Origin of the sequence: Nocardia sp. NPDC051030 (genome assembly GCF_040683015.1) — a bacterium.
In the GTDB taxonomy this organism is placed as follows: domain Bacteria; phylum Actinomycetota; class Actinomycetes; order Mycobacteriales; family Mycobacteriaceae; genus Nocardia.
Genome location: NZ_JBFBCD010000007.1, coordinates 133,163 through 152,528, shown reverse-complemented (window position 1 = coordinate 152,528; position 19,366 = coordinate 133,163). Strand labels below are relative to the sequence as shown.

Here is a 19,366-nt window from a genome sequence, read left to right as displayed (position 1 = left end):
TCTAGGGCGCAGAATAGCAGTCTGACTGGCCGCGCGGACCTGGGAGTATCGCTCTCCGGGACCGTGCCGGGGCCTCCTGAGGCTCGATCTGGACGGTTGATCTTGACGTGAATATGGCGCTGCGAACTCACAGCAAACTTGGCTCGACTTCACAGGTTCGGGGCCGATTCTTCAACTATGACCAACAACCACAACTCCCGGAACTCCCGCCGCGCCTTCGCCGCGGGAATCGCGCTCACCGCCATCCTTACGGCCGGAATCGCCATCCCGGCAACCGCTTTCGCGGACACCCCCGCTCCGGCCGGGCCTGCGGTCGTGGCCTCCGGCTGGGTGACCGGCACCAATGGCTCGAACTTCCAGATCGTGCCGACGGTGGGCCCGCAGCCGCTGATTCCCACCAATGTGGAGACAACTCCGCAAACCGCCGTCACCTATCACGGCGTCGCCGGAGCACAGGAGTCCGAGGTGATGAGTGGCCAGAAGGTTCAGATCACCGGAACCGCTCTGCCGAGCGGCGGCATTCAGGCCTCCGACGTCAATATCGGCTTCATGTTGTGAGTTTTGCCAAACCCCTGATCATCCACCCATCCCACCGCGAGGATCTGCGCTCACCGCGAGCACAGGTCCTCGCGTCATATCCGCACGCGGTCGGTGGCGGAGTAGACGTTCATGGTTTCGCCGCGCAGGAATCCGATGAGGGTCAGGCCGGTGTCGGTGGCGAGGTCCACTGCCAGGGAGCTCGGAGCGGAGACCGCGCCGAGTACCGGGATTCCGGCCATGACGGCCTTCTGGACCAGTTCGAAAGAGGCTCGGCCGCTCACCATGAGAACGAGATCGTGTGCCGGGAGCAGGGATTCGCGCAGTGCCCAGCCGATGACCTTGTCGACGGCATTGTGGCGGCCGACGTCCTCGCGCACGGCCAGGGCGGTGCCGTCGGCGGTGAAGAGACCGGCCGCGTGCAGGCCGCCGGTGGCGTCGAATACCTGCTGGCGGGAACGTAGTTCGCCGGGCAACTTGGAGAGCGTGGCGACGTCCACCAGGGGGGTCGCGGCGGGTAGTGGGTAGCGGATGCGGGTTCGGACCTCGTCGAGGGCGGTCTTGCCGCAGAGGCCGCAGGCGCTATTGGTGAGGAAGTTGCGGGGTTGGACCGGTACCGGTGTGCGCAATCGGATGTCGAGCAGGTTGTAGGTGTTCTGCCCGTTCTCGTCGGTGCCCGCGCAATAGCGGGCGGTGACAATGTCCTCGGCGGTATCGATCACGCCCTCCGCGAAGAGGAAGCCGTGCACCAGGTCGATATCCGCGCCGGGGGTGCGCATGGTGACGGCGAGCGACGCACCGCCGGTACGGATTTCGAGAGGCTCCTCGACGGCCAGGGTGTCGGGACGCTGCACCGTGCCCGTGGGTGAGATGCGCAGCGTCTTGCGTCGTGCGGTGACTCTGCTCATGCGGTGTGGGTATGCCGTTCGAGTCGGATGGTGACCGCCTTGGAGACGGGCGTATTGGACCGGCGCGCCACATGATCGAGGGGGACCAGCGGATTGGTCTCCGGATAGTAGGCGGCCGCATTGCCGCGCGGGGTCGCGTAGCCGACCAGGCGGAAGCCCTGCACGCGGCGTTCGGTGCCGTCGGTCCATTCGGAGATGAGATCGACGAGATCGTCTTCCGCGAAACCGAATTCGGCAATGTCGTCGGGATGCACCAGCACCACCCGGCGGCCATTGTGAATGCCGCGGTAGCGGTCGTCCAGGCCGTAGATGGTGGTGTTGTACTGGTCGTGACTGCGCAGGGTCTGCAGGATCAGGCGGCCCTCGGGGACCGGCAGCCAGTGCAGCTCATTGGCCGCGAAGTTCGCCTTGCCGGTGCTGGTGCGGAATTCGCGGGCGTCGCGGGGCGGGTGCGGGAGCTGGAAGCCATTGCGGCCGCGCACCTTCGCGTTGTAGTCGGCACAGCCGGGGACCACATCGGCGATGGCGTCGCGGATCTTGTCGTAGTCGCGGCGGAAGTCCGCCCACGGCACCGAATGCTCCGGCCCGAACAGCGCCTCGCCGAGCTCGCAGACGATGGCGACCTCACTGCGCAGCTCCTCGCTCACCGGGTGCAGGCGGCCGGTGGACAGATGCACCATGGACATCGAATCCTCGACCGAAACCTGCTGGCGCGCACCGTCCTGCACGTCCTCGTCGGTGCGGCCCAGCGTGGGCAGAATGAGCGCGGTACGGCCGTGCACCACATGGCTGCGATTGAGCTTGGTGGAGACCTGCACGGTGAGTTCGCAATTGCGCAGGGCCGCCTCGGTGACCTCGGTATCGGGGGTGGCGGAGACGAAATTGCCGCCCATGCCGAAGAACACCCGGGCCCGGCCGTCGCGCATGGCGCGAATGGAATCGACGGTGTCCCAGCCGTGTTCGCGCGGGCTGGTGATCCCGAAACGCTTGTCCAGGGAGTCGAGGAAGGCGTCGGGCATCTTCTCCCAGATGCCCATGGTGCGGTCGCCCTGCACATTCGAGTGCCCGCGCACCGGGCAGACGCCCGCGCCGGGCTTGCCGATCATGCCGCGCAGGAGCAGCAGATTGGTGGCCTCCTCGATGGTGGCGACACCGTGCAGCTGCTGGGTCAGGCCCATGGCCCAGCAGATGATGACCGACTTGGATTCGGCCAGTAGTTTCGCGGTGCGGTCCAGATCGGTGCGGGGCAGCCCGGTGGCCTGCTCGACCACGCCGAGATCGACTGCGCGCATCTGCTTTTCGTATTCGGCGAAACCGGCGGTGTGCGATTCCACGAAGGCGTGGTCGATCACGGTGCCGGGGGCGCGATCCTCGGCCTCGAACAGCAGCTTGCCCAGGCCCTGGAACAGCGCCATATCGCCGCCGAGCCGGATTTGCAGGAAGTCGTCGGCAATGCTGATGCCGCCGGTGAGGCCCTTCACCGTCTGCGGGTCGCTGAATCCGATCAGGCCGGTTTCCGGCAGCGGGTTGACGGCAATGATCTTCGCGCCGTGGGTCTTCGCCTCGCCGAGCGCGGACAGCATGCGCGGGTGGTTGGTGCCCGGGTTCTGCCCGGCCACGATGATCAGATCGGCCTTCTTGAAATCGTCGATCGTCACCGAGCCCTTGCCGATGCCGATGGAACTGGTCAGTGCCGCGCCCGAGGACTCGTGGCACATGTTCGAGCAGTCCGGCAGGTTATTGGTGCCGTAACTGCGCACCAGCAGCTGATACAGGAACGCGGTCTCATTGGCGGTGCGGCCGGAGGTGTAGAACAGCGCCTCGTCGGGGGAGCCGAGGCCGCGCAGGGTGTCGGCGATCAGCCGGTAGGCCTCGTCCCATTCGATGGGGGAGTAGTGGGTGTCGCCCTCGCGCAGCACCATCGGATGGGTGAGGCGGCCCTGCTGGCCGAGCCAGTACCCGGATTTTTCCGACAAATCCTCTAGCGAATGTTCGGCGAAGAATTCGGGTGTCACGGTGCGCAGGGTCGCCTCCTCGGCGACGGCCTTGGCCCCGTTCTCGCAGAATTCGGCCGGGCGGCGGGTGCCGCTGGGTTCGGGCCAGGCGCAGCCCGGGCAGTCGAAGCCGTGGCGCTGATTCACCCGGGCCAGGGTGCGGGCGGTGCGGATCACGCCCATCTCGTCGACCGCTCTGCCCAGCGCCACCGTGACCGCCTTGACCCCGGCAGCCACCGTTTTCGGTGCGGTGACCGACAGTTTCGACTCGTCGATATCGCGTTTCGGCGCGGCACGATGCATGGTGACGATTGTCCTCTCCGGCCGCGGGCGCATCCCAGTCGGTCCCTTGGATCGTATGTCCGAGATGCCGGTCTTGGGGCCAGGCATGAACACTCTCGGCATTCCCCGCGATATAGAGGCAACGCTTCGCCGCTCATGCGTCCACCAGGTAACGCCTGGGTGAGATGACTCCGCGACCGGGGTTCCGGGGCCTACCATCGAACGAGCGAGGTCACGCCCGATGATGACACATCTTCAGAACGGTCGGCGTGCCGGCAGGCAGCACCGGCATGCGAAACTCTCACGCGCTGAAAGCTATCCGAAGCGACTGGTCCGTCTCCTTCTGATCGGTGCCGTCGGCTTCGTGCTGGCGATCTCCGCCGGAATCGGCTGGGCCCAACCCGGAATCACCCAGGCCACCGGTGCCGCATCGGTGCCGCTCGCGGACCGCCACGATGCCGTACCGGCGAAAATCCCGCCGCTGGTGGCGAATTCACCGGCGGCAACCGTCACCTCCCAGCCCGGATACAACGGCGGCGACGGTGGCGGCACCCACGACGGCACCGGCGGCCAGAACAACCCGTGCACCGAGGGGTGCACGACGACGAAGTATTGCGACGATGGTTCGGTCATGCCGAAGAGTGGCGTGTGCCCGACGACCCCGAAGTATTGCGATGACGGTTCGGTCATGCCGTCGAGCGGTGTCTGTCCGACGACCCCGAAGTACTGTTCGGACGGTTCGGTGATGCCGAAGAGTGGCGTGTGCCCGACCACCCCGAAGTACTGCGATGACGGTTCGGTCATGCCGTCGAGCGGTGTCTGTCCGACGACGCCCAAGTACTGTTCGGACGGTTCGGTCATGCCGAAGAGCGGCGTGTGCCCGACGACCCCGAAGTACTGTTCGGATGGTTCGGTCATGCCGTCGAGCGGGGTGTGCCCGACCACGACGCCGAAGTACTGTTCCGATGGTTCGGTCATGCCCTCGAGTGGTGTCTGCCCGACCACGGCGCCGCCGGTCGAGCACTGCTCGGATGGGTCGGTCAAGCCCGCGAGCGGAGTGTGTCCGACGAAGGATCCGGGTGGCACCAACCCGGGCGGCGGCACGAATCCCGGTGGCACGAAGCCGGTTCCGACGAATCCCGCGGTAACCATCGTGCCCACGACCGAGCCCGCGGCACCGAACCCCTCGGGCGGTGACCCCCCGACTTCCGGCGGCTCCAATGATGTGTTCCCGGTGCCCGCAGGAACGACCGGGCTCGCGGTCGATCCGCCCGCGGTGACCCAGGGCGCGGCGGTGACGGCGAACGGGAAGGGTTGTGATCCCGGTGCCGCGGTGCAGCTTTCGATCGGCGATACCGCCGCGGGCACCACCAATGCCGCCGCGGACGGTTCCTTCGATGCGAAGGTGTTTACCGGCGGCGCGGCGGTCGGCCACTATCAGGTGACCGCCGACTGTGGCCGCAAACTCGTTGCGCCCCTGGACATCGTGCTGGTCAGTCAGGTCGGCGGCGGTGCCAGCACCGCGACCGTGTTGTTGTTCTTCCTGCTCGTCGGCGGCTGGTTCTACGGCCACCGGCTGGTATCGCACCTGCCCGCTCGGAGGCCCCGATGAATAGCACCCCGCGCTCGACCTCGAAGCTCATCCCCGTGCTGGCGGTCGTATTGCTCTGTGTGGCAGGCATATTCGGTGCTGGACCGGCCGCGGCGGCGGGCGGGGTCAAGGCGACGGCCACCATCGACGGCAAGGCCATCTCCGGCGCGAACGCCCAGAATCCGGTGCGCCTGGACCCGAACAAGGTCACCCCCGTGGTCGTGGAGGTGACGAACACTTCCTCGAATCCGGTGACAGTGCGGCGGGTCGATCTCACCGGGCATGTCATGGGCCTGAACTTCTTCTCGTACTCGACCTCGGTGGAATTGACCGTCGCCGCGGGCAAGACCGAGAAGCTCACCTATCGCCTGGATCCGGCCGGATTGGACGGGCAGGCCACCGGATTGATCGGCTCCGACCTCACTCTCATCGGCTCCGACGGTAAACCCCTCACCTCCGTCCACACCGTGATCGATGTGCGCGGCTCGCTGGTCTCGGTGTACGGCCTGTTCGGCATCATCCTGGCGGTTCTCACCGCCTTGGCCATCGCCGATGCCGCACTCACGGTCGCGCGGCACCGCCTGTCGGCCAATCGCTTCCAGCGCGGCCTCCGCCTGCTGGCCCCGGGTATCGGTCTCGGTCTGATGATCGGTTTCACCGCCTCGATCGCCCGCTGGTGGGTGCCCGGCGCGGTCCTGTGGCTCGGCCTGGCCGGTGGGACCGCCGCCTGGTTCTTCCTGGCGGGCTACTTCTCACCCACTCCGCGCACCCCCGACGATCTGGGCCTCGACCTCGAAGATCTCGCGGCCGCACACGAACTCGACGCCCACGGCTACCCCGCCGGGCCCGACCCGATCGTCACCTACAACCTCGACGGGCCGCACGTGGCACCGGTGGACCCTTACGGCGACGTCGGTTCCCAACCCACCGTCGGACTCCCGTCCGTCCGCTGGCGCGCCGATCAGACTGTGAAACCCACTGTGGGCGCAAAGGATCCGCATCCGAGTCAGCCATTGCCAACCCACCCGTACACCGATCCGTCGGAGACCATCGGACGAGAATCCGCGGGACGCAAGGTCTCCGACGATGAGGATGATGAACCGACCATCCGCAGTGGACCGCAAGGGTTCCAGCCTGGAGGTTCGGTCAGATGAGCGTGGGGGATCTGAGCGGATCCGATATCGGGCGGGTGCGGGCCGCGCTGCCCGGCTATGAGGTCGGCGGTCAGGTCGGGCGCGGCGGATGTGGGGTGGTGCTGTCCGGGACGCATCGCGGGCTGCACCGGCGGGTGGCGATCAAACAGGTGCCGCCGCAATTCGCGCACGATATGCAGGTGCGGCGGCGGTTCGTGGCCGAGGCGCGGGTGATGGCGGCGCTCGACCATCCGCACGTGGTGCCGGTGTACGACTACATCGAGCATGAGGATCTGTGCCTGCTGGTGCTGGAGTACCTGCCGGGCGGGACCGTCGAGAACCGTTTCGTCTCCGCGGGATTCGAGGCGACCGCGGCGGTGGCGGTCGCTCTCTCGTGCGCGGCCGGACTGGACGCGGCGCACCGGCACGGCATTCTGCACCGGGACGTGAAACCGTCCAACCTCATGTTCGCCGCCAATGGCACTCTCAAGCTCACCGATTTCGGTATCGCCAAGATCGTGGGTGGCGACGACACGCTGGTGACCAAGGCCGGTGAAATCATCGGTACCCCCGCCTACATCTCCCCGGAACAGGTGCGCGGACAACAGCTCTCGCCCGCCACCGACGTGTACGCGCTGGCGACCATGCTCTACCAGCTGCTCTCGGGCGTCCTCCCGTTCCCGCCCGGCGAGGACACCCTCTCCATGCTCTTCGCCCACGCCTACGGCGACCCCATCCCGCTGGCCGAGGTCGCCCCCGGCGTACCGCAACCCATTGCCGAGGCCGTGATGCGCGGCCTGGCAGGCGATCCCGCGCACCGCTTCGACACCGCCGAATCCTTCGGCATCGCCCTGGCCGAACCGGCCGCCCAGGCCTGGGGCACCAATTGGCTTACCCCCGTGGGCATCCCGGTCATCGGCGCGGACACCATCGTCGCCGCGGCCACCGGAGGCGTGCGCACTCCCAGACCCGCCGCGCCCTCGCCGTTCACACCCCCGCCCCAGCCCTTCGCCGCCGGGCCGTACACGCCGCAACCCAGCCGGTACCCGACCCCCGCGCCGGTCCACGACCCGCGCGCCCGCACCCGCGACTCCCACCCGGTCATCCCCGGCCCTGATGTCGACACCCGGGACTCCCTGCCGATCGCCGACTCCGCATCCGCTGATTCCCGTGGCTCCACCGGCGATCCGCAGCGGTCCGGCGACCGGACACCACCCCCCGGCCGCCCCCGGCCCGCGCCATCGGAACCGAACGGATGGAACAACACTCCGCGACCCGGACAGCAGCGCGGACCGGATTCCGCGCCCGAGACGGTCGTGCGGGCGGATCCCACCCAGCGCGGGTGGGTCGATTCGCGTAATGCGCCCACCCAGCAGTCACCCGCCCAGCGCGAACGCCCGCCGGAACGGCCGGGCGATCCGGCATCGCGCCGGCCGGATGACCCGGCGGCGCGCCCGGCGGGTGCGCCGATGCCGGGACGGTCCGGTCCGCCGCCGCGTCCGCCACAGTCCTCCGCACCGCGTCCGCAGGCCGCGCCTGGATGGGGCGCGGCCCCGATGACGCGGGTGCGGCCGCTGCAACCCATGCCGCAGAACGGGGTTCGGCTGGTCGATGTCGAGCGTTCGGATCTGGTTCCCGTGCAGCGCGTGGTGACCTTGCCGTCGCCGCGGGTGCCCTTCATCGCGGCGGCCGTGCTCACCGCCGCGGTGGCCGGGGCGGCCGTGCTGGGGGTCGGGGCCGCGCCGGAGCGAAATGTGCCGCCCGTGGGCATGATTCAGCTCGCGGGCGGCGATCCGGGGATGCCCGGGTCGATCGAATTGGATCTGTCCAAACCGGTGCCGGTCACGGTCACCGGTGGTGACGCCGATTCGGCAAAGCTCTCGCTGGATCTGCTGGGGGCACACGTCGGCGGGACGGATACGGCATTGAACGGTGCGACCGGCGAGTTCGCGAGCCCGGTCAATCAGTATGTGGTGGCGGGTGATCTCACGGCCGAATTGACCCTGTCCCGCAATGGGTCCGAGACCGCCCACTACACATTCGGCGTGCACACCGTGCAGCGCGGGCTGACCACCGTCGCGGCCGGAGCCATTCTGCTGTTGATCCTGTTCGCCGCCGCGTACGCGGAATCCAATGCCAGGACATTGCGGCACGGCTACGCGCGATTCACCTCGACCATCGGGCTCGCCGTCAGTGCGGGACTGCTGGGCGTGGCGGCCGTCGGCGCGTCCTGGATTCTGCTCGGCCGCGAACCGTCCATCACCGGCGTGGCCCTGTGTGCCGCCGGTGGCGTCGCGGCCGGTCTTGCCTTCGCCGTCGCCTGCCGCCGGATCGGCAAACGGTATCGCTATGTGCGTCGACAGCTGCTGTCACACCGGGGATAGTCGCGTCCGATATAGGGAGGGGATCACCGGAAACGGTGCATGGACGCGAAGGGGTGGGGCGCGATGACGGGGCAGCCGTTGATCGAGATTCGGGAGTGGGGGCAGCCCGCGCGGCGGCGTGTACTGGACGGGCCGGTGATATTCGGGAGGGAAGGCTCCTCCGAAGTGCTGGCCGATAACGGCGTTTCGCGCCAGCACCTGCGACTGGTGCCGACACCTACCGCGCTGTCGGTGGTGGATCTGGGGAGCCGCAATGGCACCACGGTGAACGGGATCGTGCTGTCGGGGCGGCGGGTGCTGGGGACCGGGGATGTGGTGCGGCTCGGGCGCAGCGAGATCATCGTGCTGCATACGCCGACCGCCGAAGCGGCCGAATCCGATTTCTCGGAAACACAACTGGGGCCGGTACGCGGTTCCGCGCCGCCACCCCCACCTCCGCCGCCGGGCGAGCAGCAGCCGACACCGGCGGTGCTTGTGGCGAATCGGATTCTCGGCATCGACCCGACCGGGAAGCGAGACCTGTTCCCCGCCTTCACCGAAATCCGCTCTCGGGTGCCGCTGCGGGTGTGGCAGGCGGTGCGGTTCGCGAGCATCGCCGCCTATCTCGCGCTCGTGGTGACGCTGTTCGTGCGCCCGGCCGGTGGGTTGTTCGTGTTCTTCGGGGTGATCGTGCCGGTGCTGCCGGGACTGTTCCTGATCGCACCCGGGTTTTGGCGCAATACGTGTCCGTTGGCGGCGACCAACCAACTGCCCCGGTTGTTCGGGTTCAGTCGCGCGGCCAATCCGCCTCGCTGGCTACAGGAACGCGGGTATCTGATCGCCGTGGCGCTGTTCTTCGGGATTGCCGGGTCGCGGCTCGCCGGATTGGATCGCAGCGGGCTCGCCACCGGTGCGGTGCTGCTGTGTGTGGTGGCCGCGGCCTTCACCGGCGGCGTGGCCTTGAAGGGCAAGAGCGGTTGGTGCAGTTCCATCTGCCCGCTGTTCCCGCTGCAACGCGCCTACGGGCAGACGCCGTTCGTCACCGTGGCCAACAATCACTGTCAGCCGTGTGTGGGCTGTGCCAAGAACTGTTACGACTTCAAGCCGCGCGCCGCCTATCAAGCCGATCTCGTCGATGAGCCCGGTTGGAGTGCGCCCCGGAAGCTGTTCGCCGCCGCCTTGCCCGGGTTCGTGCTGGGGTTCTTCCTGATCACGGGGCACACCGATCTGCCTGTGCTGCAACGGTATGCGCTGCTTGCCTTGTTCCTGTTGGCTGCCGTCGGGGTGTATTTCGCACTGGATTCGACCACCTCGCTGAGCCCGGCCATGCTCGCTGCCGGATATATCGCGGTGGCGTTGAATATCTTCTACTGGTTCGCCGGGGCCATTCTCGCGTCCTCGTTCACCACCATCACCGGGGTGGGCGCGTCCTGGCTGCGCTGGCTGATCAGTCTGGGAGTCCTGACGGCGACCGCTATTTGGTTGGCGCGCACCAGGATCAGCGAACTCCAGTACGCCGTGCACACCGGTGTGCGCTCGGAACCCGTGTTGCTGCCCATGCCTAGGCCACGCACCGCCGTGACCGAACAGCTTTCCCGCACAGCGACTTCGGTGATATTCGAACCGGGCGGTACCGTCATCGCCGCCGATATCGGCATGAGCCTGCTCGACCTCGCCGAGCGCGGGAACCTGCCGCTGGAGGCGGGCTGCCGCATGGGCGTCTGTGGGGCTGACCCGGTAGCCGTGCTCGAGGGGGCCGATCAGCTGTGTGCACCGACCGCCGACGAGAAGAACACGCTGCGGCGACTCGGATTCGCCGCGAACACCCGCATGGCCTGCTGCGCGCGCATCAATGGCGGGCAGGTGAAGGTCGGCCTCACCCCGCAGCCCGGCTCCGGGAATGGCGGCACCCCGGCGTATTTCGATCGATCCATTGTCAGCGTGGTCGTGATCGGGAACGGTATCGCCGGTGTCACCGCCGCCGATTTCCTGCGCCGCGGGCATCCGGATTGCGAAATCCACCTCATCGGCAGGGAATCGCACGGCTTCTACAACCGCATGGGCATCTCCCGGCTGGTGTACGGCCGTTCCGCCATGCAGGGCCTGCACCTGCTGCCCGACCAGTGGTTCGAGGACCACCAAGTCCACCCCTGGCTCAATACCCTTGCCACCCAGCTGGATACACGCGCCCAGCGGGTGCACCTCGGCACCGGTGATGTGCTGCCCTACGACCGACTGGTACTCGCCATGGGTGCGGCCGCCGCACTGCCCGCCATCGACGACCTGCACCGGCCCGGCAGTTTCGTACTCCGCGAGGCGGGAGACGCCATGCGTATCCGTGCCTACGCCCAGCAGTATTCGTGCACGCGCGCCGTGGTGGCCGGTGGCGGGCTGCTCGGCTTGGAGGCCGCCTACGCGCTGCACCAGCTCGGTCTGCGAGTCACCGTGCTCGAACGCGGCGAACGCCTGCTGAGCAAACAACTCGACCCCCGCTGCTCGGCCCTGGTCCTCGGCCACTTCGCCCGCGCGGGCATCGAGGTCCGCCATCGCGCCGAAACCGCCAGTCTCCTGGGGGAACCCGGTGTCCGCGCCGCCGTCCTCCGCGACGGCACCCAGCTGCCCTGCGACTTGTTCCTCACCGCCACCGGCATCCGCCCCAATATCGACCTGGCCCGCCGTGCGGGCCTCCCCACCGCGCGAGGCATCCTCGTGGACGACCATATGCGCACCCCCGCCCCCCACGTCTACGCCGCCGGTGATGTGGCCGAACACCGCGATCGCGTCCTGGGCTTGTGGCCCATAGCCGCCGAACAAGCCCAAACCGCCGCCGTCAACGCCCTGGGCGGCAATGAATCCCTCACCGCCGAAACCCCGGCCACCATCCTGAAAGGTGTAGGCCTGGAACTCTTCACGATCGGCCGTGTCGAACCCGCCCGAGGCGACGAAGTGATCATCACCGAACTTCCCGGCGGACGCTCCTACCGCCGCCTCATCATCTCCCGAGACCGAGCCGTGGGAGCCACCATCATGGGCCACCATCCCACCGATGTAGCCGCCGCCCAACAAGCCGTCCGCAACCAAATCCCGGTCCCCCCAAGCACCCGCGCCGCCCTGCGCGCCGGGGACTGGTCGGCATTGCAATGATTCAGCGGCGCGGTGGGTCCGTGCGGTAGGTGAGGATGCGTTCGCCGATGCGGATGCTCCAGCCCGGTTTCAGTTCCACCGGGCGTTGGGCCACACGGACCCAGTCCTGTGCGCCGGGGGCGGCGATGAAGGTGCCGCCCGGGGTTCCGGCGTCCTGGATGAAGACGAGGCTGTTCTCGGCGAAAACGTAGGCGTGGACGCGGGATACGTGGCGGTCGCGGGGGATGACGATCGGTGAGGCAACCGCTCGGCGGACGGATTCGTCGCTCATCGGGTCGCGGCCGATCACATAGGGGCGATCCATCGGGTAGACGGCACCGTCCGCGCTGGTGAGCGCGCCGAGCACCGATGCCATGGTGGCCGTGGGTGGCGGGGGTTCGACGGGCCGGGCCCTTCCCGGCGTGGGCGGACGCGGGCCGGACACGTCCTCGAAGGCCGCGGCCTCCGCATCGAACGCGGCGGTGGGCGGCTGATCATCCGGATCGGGCAACTCGACGGGTACGGGCTTGCCGAGCGGAATGTCATCCGGGTGCGGCTCTTTCGCGAGCTTCGGCTTGCCCGCCTGCTGCCCATGCCGGGGATTGGGTGTGGTCTCATCCGGTTCGGGCAGTGGCTGCGCCTTCTGCGGAGCGTTCTTCGGAGCGGCTGCCGGGCCTTCGGATTCGGAGACGGTCGGCCCGTCCAGTTGGGTGGGATCCACCGGGCGCACAGGCCCTTTGACGCGGGGTGGCGTGGCGGCGGCCTCCGGCGATCCGGCGGGCGATTCCGCCGAATCCGGCGCGGGCTTCGGCACTTCCGCGTGTGGTCCCGTGGCAATCGGCTCCGACCGGGGGCCTGGGGCGCGGGGCGTCTGTCCAGAAGGGGTGCCCGGGGTGCGGGGCGTCGGTCCGGACGGGGTGGCGGGAGTGCGGGGTACCGGTTCCGAAGGCTGTGCGGGCGTTCGGGGTGCCGCTTCCGGCGGGTGGCCCGGAGTGCGGGGAATCGCTTCCGAAGGGGTGCCGGGTGTGGCGAAGCGGGTGTGGGTGGGGGTGGGGAAGGCGGCGCGGCGGGTGATGTTGTCGCTGGTCGCCGGGGGTGCGGGGATGGCGGCGCTCGAGCCGCGGGTTTGGGCGGCTCCGCCCGCTTTCGGGGCGTGGACGACGAAACCGCCGCCCGAGACCACGCCCGAGCGTAGGTCGGTGTGCGGGATTTCGGTGGTCGAGGTCCCGTCGAGGCCGATCGTGAGGCGGCGCACCGGGTCTCGCACGATCTCATCGGCCCAGGTCATGGCGCGTTCACCGGACAGCTGGCGGGTGCCCTCCGCGCCGTCCACCACCGCGCGCACCGGACCGCGCAGCAGCACCAGAATGCCGCCTACCGTCGGCGCGACGACGCCGAAGGCGGGCGGTTGTGCGGACGCGCTGCTGAATACCGTGGCCGCGAGTCTCTGTGCGATCGCCACGCCCGGGTCCGAGGAGCCCGCCGCGGTCTCGGCCGCGCCGAGAATCCGTTCGGTGGACGGGCTTTCACCGGTCACGAATATGACCACGCTGCCGAACCGTGCGACCAGTCCGTCCCCGCGTGTCAAGCCGACAGTGGTCGGAATCCGACCCATCGCGCCTCCTTCTCCCGGCGCTGGAACATCGTTGCCAAGCATAGGACCGTTCACATGCTCCCCGCAGCGATCACCGAACCGCGCGACACGGAAACCGCCGGATTGTCGCAATGCGACCCGTAATGGCCGCACGGGCGCGAGGATCGAGAGATCGCGCCGGGTGCACGAGGCCCCCGCAGCATCGATGAGGACCGAACCATATGGGCACGAGCTATCGGAACAGGACCGCCGGGCAGCCGGGCGAGGGACATCCGGCACCGGCCGATCGTCCGGGCGGTGGGCATCCGCGCGCTACCGCACTGGGATTCGCGGCGACCGTGGCCGCGATCGCCTCGGCCGGAGCCATGCTCGCGGCCCCCGCCGGTGCGACCGGCACCCGGGTGGGGGTGGAACCCGGCATCAGCTTCGGCTCGGCGACCAATTACGGCACCGGCTGCACCTACGCCGTCAACGGCTATGTCGACGACCCGTCCACCCCGGTCGTGTTCTACGACAATGGCGTTGCGTTCACCTGGGCAAAACCGTCGGGCTCGATCGCCGTCGGCCACTGGACCCCCGCCACCACGGGTCTGCACCGACTGCAGATCGGCCAACACAGCGGCGACGGCACCGACGTCTTCCCTTACGTGGACATCACCGTCGGCACCGGCGTGAGCACGGGCTCCGGCTGCAACGTCTTCAACTGACCCGTCCTCCACCCATCACCCGAGCCATCGCCCGCGATCATTCGAGTCCCCTGCCCGGTGATCACTCAAAGCCCTGCCCGGTGATCACTCGAGCCCCGCCCGGGGATCGCTCGAGCCCCGCCCGGACTTATTCGAGCCACCGCACCGGCGATGCCTCCCGGACGTGGATGAGCACGTCGAATGCCGCCGCCGGAGAAGCGACGAGCATGTGTTCGGCCGCATCCCGGGCCGGGTCGTAGACGCCGCTGATCACCCGCAGTTTGGCGGGTTCGACCGCCGGACCGCCCGCACCGCGCAGATCGGCCCACAACACCGGCAGGTCGATCTCGCCGAGCAGCGCGTCCAGGAAATCGGGTGCCGGATCCGGGACCTGGGCCACGCCCAGATTCCCGTGATGGAAGCCGATCGCGATCGACGCGTATCCCGGGCCGTAGTGCTCGCGCAGCACGCTGCCCACGGTCGAGTGGGCTGCACTCCCGTCGGCCAACCCCAGCCCGGCCGGTGCCGCCGCCGTATGAGAGATGCCGTCCCAGTACACGGCCCGTCGCCCGGTCCGCCGCATCTCGGCCATGATCCGGCCCGCCCCGGGTTCGTCGCCTCCGACGAAACTGCCCCGCCCGGCGACGCTCTGCTCATGGAATTCAACGATGAACCGCATGCGCGCCCGCACTTCTTCGGATATCCCGGCGAGGGATTCCAGCAGAGCCGCCGCATCCCGGGCATGCTCGGCGAACGGCCGACCCGGATGTATGCCGCGCGCCCGCTGGACGTGCTCGTCCGCGATCGTGTGCACGGTGCGAATCGGGTCGAGATGCCCGGCCAATTCACTCAACCGATCCGGTGCCGCCGCGCGGACGGCGTCCACGACCGCGTCGTAATCAGCCGATCCGGCCTTCGGCGGTTGGACGCCGATGATCTGCACCGGATCCTCGGTATGCGTGAGATTGAACTCCCGAATCCATTCCAGCGCTCCCGCCATTTCGGCGGTCCGGTGCGGCCGCCACGCCGTCTCCAGTGCGCTCTCCGCCGACCCGGCTCCGGTGCGGACGAACAGATCCATCCGTTCCCCGGCATTGGCGCTGTCCTGCACGGCGAGCAGCCGGAACCCATGCTCGCGCACCAACTCCCAGGTCAGCCGCTCCCGAATCGTGAAGGTCTCGCGCGCGAACCGCGTCGATTCCCCGATCCCGATCACATCGGCAGCGCCGAACTCACGCGCTATCTCCACCACCGCGGCCTCGTCCAAAGCCCGTGCGTGCAACTGCTGTGCCGGGGACGAATCCTGTGCGGCCCGGTCTTCGATCATGCTCATACCCACACTCTCGTACCTCGACAAAGGTTTGGGTCAAGCGATCGCTTGCTGAAGAATGTGAGCATGCTGCTCAGTACGCACGAGGCCGACCTGTTCGAAAGTTGCCGCGGCCGTTTGGAGGCGATCGCCTACCGGCTGCTGGGTTCGGCCGGGGACGCCGAGGACGCGGTGCAGGACACGTATCTGCGCTGGCAGGCCGCCGACCGCGACTATGTCGAGACGCCCGAGGCGTGGCTGACCAAGGTGCTCACCAATCTGTGCCTCAACCAGCTCACCTCCGCGCGCGCCCGCCGGGAAACCTATGTGGGCCAATGGCTGCCGGAACCGGTATTCGCCGGTGACCGCATGCTGGGCCCGGCCGATACCGTCGAACAGCGCGAATCGGTGTCGATCGCCATGCTGACCCTGATGGAACGCCTCTCGGCCCGCGAGCGCGTGGTCTACGTGCTGCGCGAGGCATTCGGCTACGCGCACACCGAGATCGCCGAGATGCTCGATATCACCGAACCGAACTGCCAGCAGATCTACCGGCGCGCCAAGCAGCATATGGCCACCGACCGCACGCGGGTCGAGGTCGATGAGGCCGCCGCGCGCAGAATCGTGGAGGAGTTCCTCGCCGCGGCGGTCAGCGGGCAGACCGAGACGCTGGTCAAGCTGCTGACCGAGGATGCCGTCATCATCGGCGACGGCGGCCTGTTCTACCCGACGCTCAGCCGACCGCTCGCCGGTGCGCGGCGAATCGCGCAATTCGTGCGCCTGGCCATCAAACCGGCCGACGGCAAACGGAAAGCGTTCGGTCGTCCCACCCTGTTCGCCACGATCGCGAATGGCATGCCCGCCCTCGTCATGGTGGACGGTGACCGGGTCGTCGGCATTGTCTGCGTCGAAGCCACCTCCGAGGGCATCGCGGCGGTCCACGCCCAGGTCAACCCGGACAAGCTGGTGCGCGCCAACCGCCGCTGGGCGACCGTCGCCCACGGAGAACCCCTCCTCGAATTGTGGTGACCCACTTCACAGTCCACTCCTGTCAGCCTTCGGGCCGCTATCCGGTTCAAGTTGCGAACCCACCAAGACAGGAGCAAGACCATGAAGCACCGCATCGTCGTCCTCGGAGCCGGATACGCCGGAGGCATTGCCGCAGGCCGCCTCGCCAAGCGACTGCACCGCGACGACGTCGACATCACCCTGGTCAACGCCGATCCCGAATTCGTCGAACGAGTGCGCATGCATCAGCTCGCCAGCGGGCAAGGCCTGCGCTCCCGCCCGCTGCGTGAGATGTTCGCGGGCACCGGCGTTCAGGTCCGCACCGCGTGGGTCGAGGGCCTGGACGTGGACCGCAAGACCGTCGATCTCGGCGGTGAGAACGGCCCGGAAACCCTCACCTACGACACCCTCGTGTACGCCCTCGGCAGCACCATCGCCGACTACGGCGTCCCCGGCGTCGCCGAATACGCCTTCAATGTCGCGAGCAAGCAGGCCGCACTGCGGCTGCGGGCACGCCTGAGCGAATTGAGCCAGGGCGCAACCGTTCTGGTCGTGGGCGGCGGGCTGACCGGTATCGAAGCGGCCACCGAGATCGCCGAGGCCCGCCCGGACCTCGAGGTGTCCATCGCGGCGCGCGGCGGTGTCGGCGACTGGCTGAGTGAGAAGGCTCAGGATCACCTGCGCGGAGCATTCGATCGGCTCGGTATCACCGTCCGTGAGCAAGTCGAGGTGACCGGTGTCGAAGCGCACGGCGTGACCACCTCGGCCGGGACGATTCCGGCCCAGATGACCGTGTGGACAGCGGGTTTCGCCGTCCACACGATCGCCGCCGCGACCACCCTGGACCTGTCCGGCACCGGTCGCATCATGGTCGATGCCACCCAGCGGTCGGTGTCGCACCCCGATGTCTACGCCATCGGCGATGCCGCGCACGCCGCGGGAGTCGGCGGCAAGACGCTCCGAATGGGCTGCGCCACAGCCAGTCCCATGGCTTGGCTGGCCGCCGATGCCCTGGCCGCGCGCCTGACCGGCCGCAAGGTTCCCGACGCCCCGATCGGCTACAACACCCAGTGCATCAGCCTCGGCCGCCGCGACGGCATCCTCCAGCGGGTGACTCCCATGGATGAGCCCACGTCCACGGTTCTCACCGGCCGGGCCGCCGCTCGCATGAAGGAACTCATCTGCGCGGGCGCGGCCTGGAGCGTCCGCAACCCGACCCTGATGGTGCCGAGCCGTCGTCGGCACCTCGTGTCGACCGACGCGGCCCTGACTGTTGCGGGTTAATCGAATGCCGCCTCGGCAGCGACTTGGGCTGCCAGGCGGTCGGATTCGACGAGGCCGATCCGAGTCCGGCGGTCCAGCAGGTCATCGGCATCCAGTGCGCCCTCGTGACTGACGGCGAAGCGGAATTCCGCTGCGGTGACATCCATTTCGGGGGCCACGGGTTCGGTCAGCTTCGGATCACCCTGGGCCAGTTGAAGAATGGCGGTGGCCTCACTGCCGTAACGCTCGACCAGGCGCGGCGGGGCCGGAATTCGATCACGAGCCGCGCCGGACACCGCACCGACCAGCGGCAGATCCCGGGTCCGGCAGGGCGAGGCGGTGAGGTGGGCGTGCGCGATGACCGCATCCACCGTGTCCTCCGCCATCTTGCGGTAGGTGGTGAGTTTGCCGCCGACCACGGTGATCAGACCGGTGGGGGAGGTGAGCACGGCATGCTCACGGGAGATATCGGCGGTGCTGTCATCACCCGTGCGCAGCAGCGGCCGCAGACCCGCGAAGGTGCCGCGAATATCCGCGCGGGTCAAGGGTTCCCGCAGCACCGTATTGACGGTGTCGAGCAGGAAGTCGATCTCGGAGTCGGTGGCGTGCGGAACATCCGGCACCGGGCCGGGCGCTTCCTCATCGGTGAGGCCGAGGTAGACGCGATTGTGCGCGGCAGGGAAGGCGAAGATGAAACGGCTTGTGCTGCCCGGAATCGGCACCGTCAGCGAGGCGCTCAGGTCACCGAACGCGGCGGCGTCGAACACCAGATGGGTACCCCGGGAAGGCCGCAGCTCGATGCTCGGATCTACCTGATCGGCCCATACACCGGTGGCATTCACCACGGAACGGGCAGTGACCGTGAGGGTTTCGCCCGACAGTCGATCCCGCAGCGTGGCCGAAGTGCCGGTCACCTCCGTGGCCTCGACCCGGGTGAGGATCGATGCCCCGTGCCGAGCGGCCGTGCGGGCAATGCCCACCACCAGGCGCGCATCGTCCACCAGTTGTCCGTCCCAGGCCAGCAGTCCGCCGCGCAGCCCGTCCCGCCGCACCGTGGGCGCGAACCGCAGCGCTTCGGCCGCCGCCACCCGCCGCGATCGCGGCAGCACCGACGCCGAGGTTCCCGCCGTGCGCCGCAGCACATCTCCGGCCACGAATCCGGCCCGCACCAGAAGCTTCTGCGCCGCACCGATATTCGGCAGCAGCGGCACCACCTGCGGTAGCGCGCGCGTCAAATGCGGTGCGGTGCGGGTCAGCAGAATGTCGCGCTCCACCGCGCTCTCGTGTGCGATTCCCACCCCGCCACTGGCCAGATACCGCAGTCCGCCGTGTACCAGCTTGGAACTCCACCGGCTGGTCCCGAACGCCAGATCATGCTTCTCCACCAGCACGGTCCGCAGCCCACGCGATGCCGCGTCCAGGGCCACTCCGACTCCGGTGATGCCGCCGCCGATCACGAGCACATCGATCGTGTCCCCCTCGCCGAGCGCCCGCAGCTCGCGCTGCCGCCGATCGGCATTGAGCGCGGAATCGGCCTGAGTCGAATTGCCGGTCATGGCTGGACCTTTCGAGAGC

Annotated in this window: 14 protein-coding genes; 8 read left to right on the top strand and 6 right to left on the bottom strand. The window is 68.4% G+C overall.

Annotated features, from left to right (window positions below):
* The first annotated feature begins 177 nt into the window (after nucleotides 1-177).
* A complete protein-coding gene (locus AB0N05_RS24305) occupies nucleotides 178-558 on the top strand; it encodes a hypothetical protein (protein ID WP_364698129.1) in 381 nt (126 codons plus the stop codon).
* A 74-nt stretch (nucleotides 559-632) separates the two neighbouring features.
* Here AB0N05_RS24305 and fdhD read toward each other — a convergent pair whose 3' ends face one another.
* From fdhD to AB0N05_RS24290, 3 genes are all read right to left on the bottom strand, one after another.
* Complete coding sequence (gene fdhD / locus AB0N05_RS24300) at nucleotides 633-1,445, bottom strand: formate dehydrogenase accessory sulfurtransferase FdhD (RefSeq protein WP_364698128.1); 813 nt, start codon at nucleotides 1,443-1,445, stop codon at nucleotides 633-635.
* A complete protein-coding gene (locus AB0N05_RS24295; protein WP_364698127.1) occupies nucleotides 1,442-3,742 on the bottom strand; it encodes an FdhF/YdeP family oxidoreductase in 2,301 nt (766 codons plus the stop codon). Before AB0N05_RS24295 ends, fdhD begins: the two co-directional genes overlap by 4 nt.
* 294 nt (nucleotides 3,743-4,036) lie before the next feature.
* Nucleotides 4,037-4,699 (bottom strand): hypothetical protein, encoded by a 663-nt coding sequence (locus AB0N05_RS24290; RefSeq protein ID WP_364698126.1) that lies wholly within the window; start codon nucleotides 4,697-4,699, stop codon nucleotides 4,037-4,039.
* Here AB0N05_RS24290 and AB0N05_RS24285 point away from each other — a divergent pair.
* Genes AB0N05_RS24285 through AB0N05_RS24270 form a run of 4 tightly spaced genes read left to right on the top strand, consistent with a single transcriptional unit; the run spans nucleotide 4,698 to nucleotide 11,952 of the window.
* Nucleotides 4,698-5,333: a hypothetical protein gene (locus AB0N05_RS24285; RefSeq protein ID WP_364698125.1), complete on the top strand. Its 636-nt coding sequence runs from the start codon at nucleotides 4,698-4,700 to the stop codon at nucleotides 5,331-5,333. The genes AB0N05_RS24290 and AB0N05_RS24285 overlap by 2 nt on opposite strands.
* Complete coding sequence (locus AB0N05_RS24280; protein ID WP_364698124.1) at nucleotides 5,330-6,466, top strand: hypothetical protein; 1,137 nt, start codon at nucleotides 5,330-5,332, stop codon at nucleotides 6,464-6,466. The genes AB0N05_RS24285 and AB0N05_RS24280 overlap by 4 nt, the downstream gene beginning before the upstream one ends.
* Entirely contained in the window at nucleotides 6,463-8,829 is a 2,367-nt protein-coding gene (locus AB0N05_RS24275) for a protein kinase (RefSeq protein ID WP_364698123.1), read from the top strand. The genes AB0N05_RS24280 and AB0N05_RS24275 overlap by 4 nt, the downstream gene beginning before the upstream one ends.
* A gap of 39 nt (nucleotides 8,830-8,868) precedes the next feature.
* Entirely contained in the window at nucleotides 8,869-11,952 is a 3,084-nt protein-coding gene (locus AB0N05_RS24270; RefSeq protein ID WP_364698122.1) for an FAD-dependent oxidoreductase, read from the top strand.
* Nucleotide 11,953: 1 nt separating this feature from the next.
* Here AB0N05_RS24270 and AB0N05_RS24265 read toward each other — a convergent pair whose 3' ends face one another.
* The gene (locus AB0N05_RS24265) at nucleotides 11,954-13,546 is read right to left on the bottom strand and encodes an FHA domain-containing protein (protein WP_364698121.1); all 1,593 of its coding nucleotides are present in this window, start codon (nucleotides 13,544-13,546) and stop codon (nucleotides 11,954-11,956) included.
* A gap of 200 nt (nucleotides 13,547-13,746) precedes the next feature.
* Between AB0N05_RS24265 and AB0N05_RS24260 the strand changes: the two genes are divergently transcribed.
* Nucleotides 13,747-14,232, top strand: a complete 486-nt coding sequence (locus tag AB0N05_RS24260) for a hypothetical protein (RefSeq protein ID WP_364698120.1) — start codon at nucleotides 13,747-13,749, stop codon at nucleotides 14,230-14,232.
* 127 nt (nucleotides 14,233-14,359) lie between these two features.
* Here the strand turns inward: AB0N05_RS24260 and AB0N05_RS24255 are convergent, their stop codons facing one another.
* On the bottom strand, nucleotides 14,360-15,544 hold the full coding sequence (locus AB0N05_RS24255) for an erythromycin esterase family protein (protein WP_364698119.1): 1,185 nt from the start codon (nucleotides 15,542-15,544) through the stop codon (nucleotides 14,360-14,362).
* Nucleotides 15,545-15,607: 63 nt separating this feature from the next.
* Here AB0N05_RS24255 and sigJ point away from each other — a divergent pair, with 63 nt between their 5' ends.
* The gene (gene sigJ / locus AB0N05_RS24250) at nucleotides 15,608-16,549 is read left to right on the top strand and encodes an RNA polymerase sigma factor SigJ (protein WP_364698118.1); all 942 of its coding nucleotides are present in this window, start codon (nucleotides 15,608-15,610) and stop codon (nucleotides 16,547-16,549) included.
* Between the two features lie 81 nt (nucleotides 16,550-16,630).
* A complete protein-coding gene (locus AB0N05_RS24245; RefSeq protein ID WP_364698117.1) occupies nucleotides 16,631-17,812 on the top strand; it encodes an FAD-dependent oxidoreductase in 1,182 nt (393 codons plus the stop codon).
* On the opposite strand, the gene AB0N05_RS24240 is transcribed toward AB0N05_RS24245, so the two are convergent.
* Complete coding sequence (locus AB0N05_RS24240; protein ID WP_364698116.1) at nucleotides 17,809-19,347, bottom strand: glycerol-3-phosphate dehydrogenase/oxidase; 1,539 nt, start codon at nucleotides 19,345-19,347, stop codon at nucleotides 17,809-17,811. The genes AB0N05_RS24245 and AB0N05_RS24240 overlap by 4 nt on opposite strands.
* Nucleotides 19,348-19,366 lie beyond the last annotated feature (19 nt).

Excerpts from the sequence above, each read along its gene's own strand:
- AB0N05_RS24305 (WP_364698129.1), top strand. The coding sequence starts at position 178 with ATGACCAACAACCACAACTCCCGGAACTCCCGCCGCGCCTTCGCCGCG.
- fdhD (WP_364698128.1), bottom strand. The coding sequence starts at position 1,445 with ATGAGCAGAGTCACCGCACGACGCAAGACGCTGCGCATCTCACCCACG.
- AB0N05_RS24295 (WP_364698127.1), bottom strand. The coding sequence starts at position 3,742 with ATGCATCGTGCCGCGCCGAAACGCGATATCGACGAGTCGAAACTGTCG.
- AB0N05_RS24285 (WP_364698125.1), top strand. The coding sequence starts at position 4,698 with ATGCCCTCGAGTGGTGTCTGCCCGACCACGGCGCCGCCGGTCGAGCAC.
- AB0N05_RS24290 (WP_364698126.1), bottom strand. The coding sequence starts at position 4,699 with ATGACCGAACCATCGGAACAGTACTTCGGCGTCGTGGTCGGGCACACC.
- AB0N05_RS24280 (WP_364698124.1), top strand. The coding sequence starts at position 5,330 with ATGAATAGCACCCCGCGCTCGACCTCGAAGCTCATCCCCGTGCTGGCG.
- AB0N05_RS24275 (WP_364698123.1), top strand. The coding sequence starts at position 6,463 with ATGAGCGTGGGGGATCTGAGCGGATCCGATATCGGGCGGGTGCGGGCC.
- AB0N05_RS24270 (WP_364698122.1), top strand. The coding sequence starts at position 8,869 with ATGGACGCGAAGGGGTGGGGCGCGATGACGGGGCAGCCGTTGATCGAG.
- AB0N05_RS24265 (WP_364698121.1), bottom strand. The coding sequence starts at position 13,546 with ATGGGTCGGATTCCGACCACTGTCGGCTTGACACGCGGGGACGGACTG.
- AB0N05_RS24260 (WP_364698120.1), top strand. The coding sequence starts at position 13,747 with ATGGGCACGAGCTATCGGAACAGGACCGCCGGGCAGCCGGGCGAGGGA.
- AB0N05_RS24255 (WP_364698119.1), bottom strand. The coding sequence starts at position 15,544 with ATGAGCATGATCGAAGACCGGGCCGCACAGGATTCGTCCCCGGCACAG.
- sigJ (WP_364698118.1), top strand. The coding sequence starts at position 15,608 with ATGCTGCTCAGTACGCACGAGGCCGACCTGTTCGAAAGTTGCCGCGGC.
- AB0N05_RS24245 (WP_364698117.1), top strand. The coding sequence starts at position 16,631 with ATGAAGCACCGCATCGTCGTCCTCGGAGCCGGATACGCCGGAGGCATT.
- AB0N05_RS24240 (WP_364698116.1), bottom strand. The coding sequence starts at position 19,347 with ATGACCGGCAATTCGACTCAGGCCGATTCCGCGCTCAATGCCGATCGG.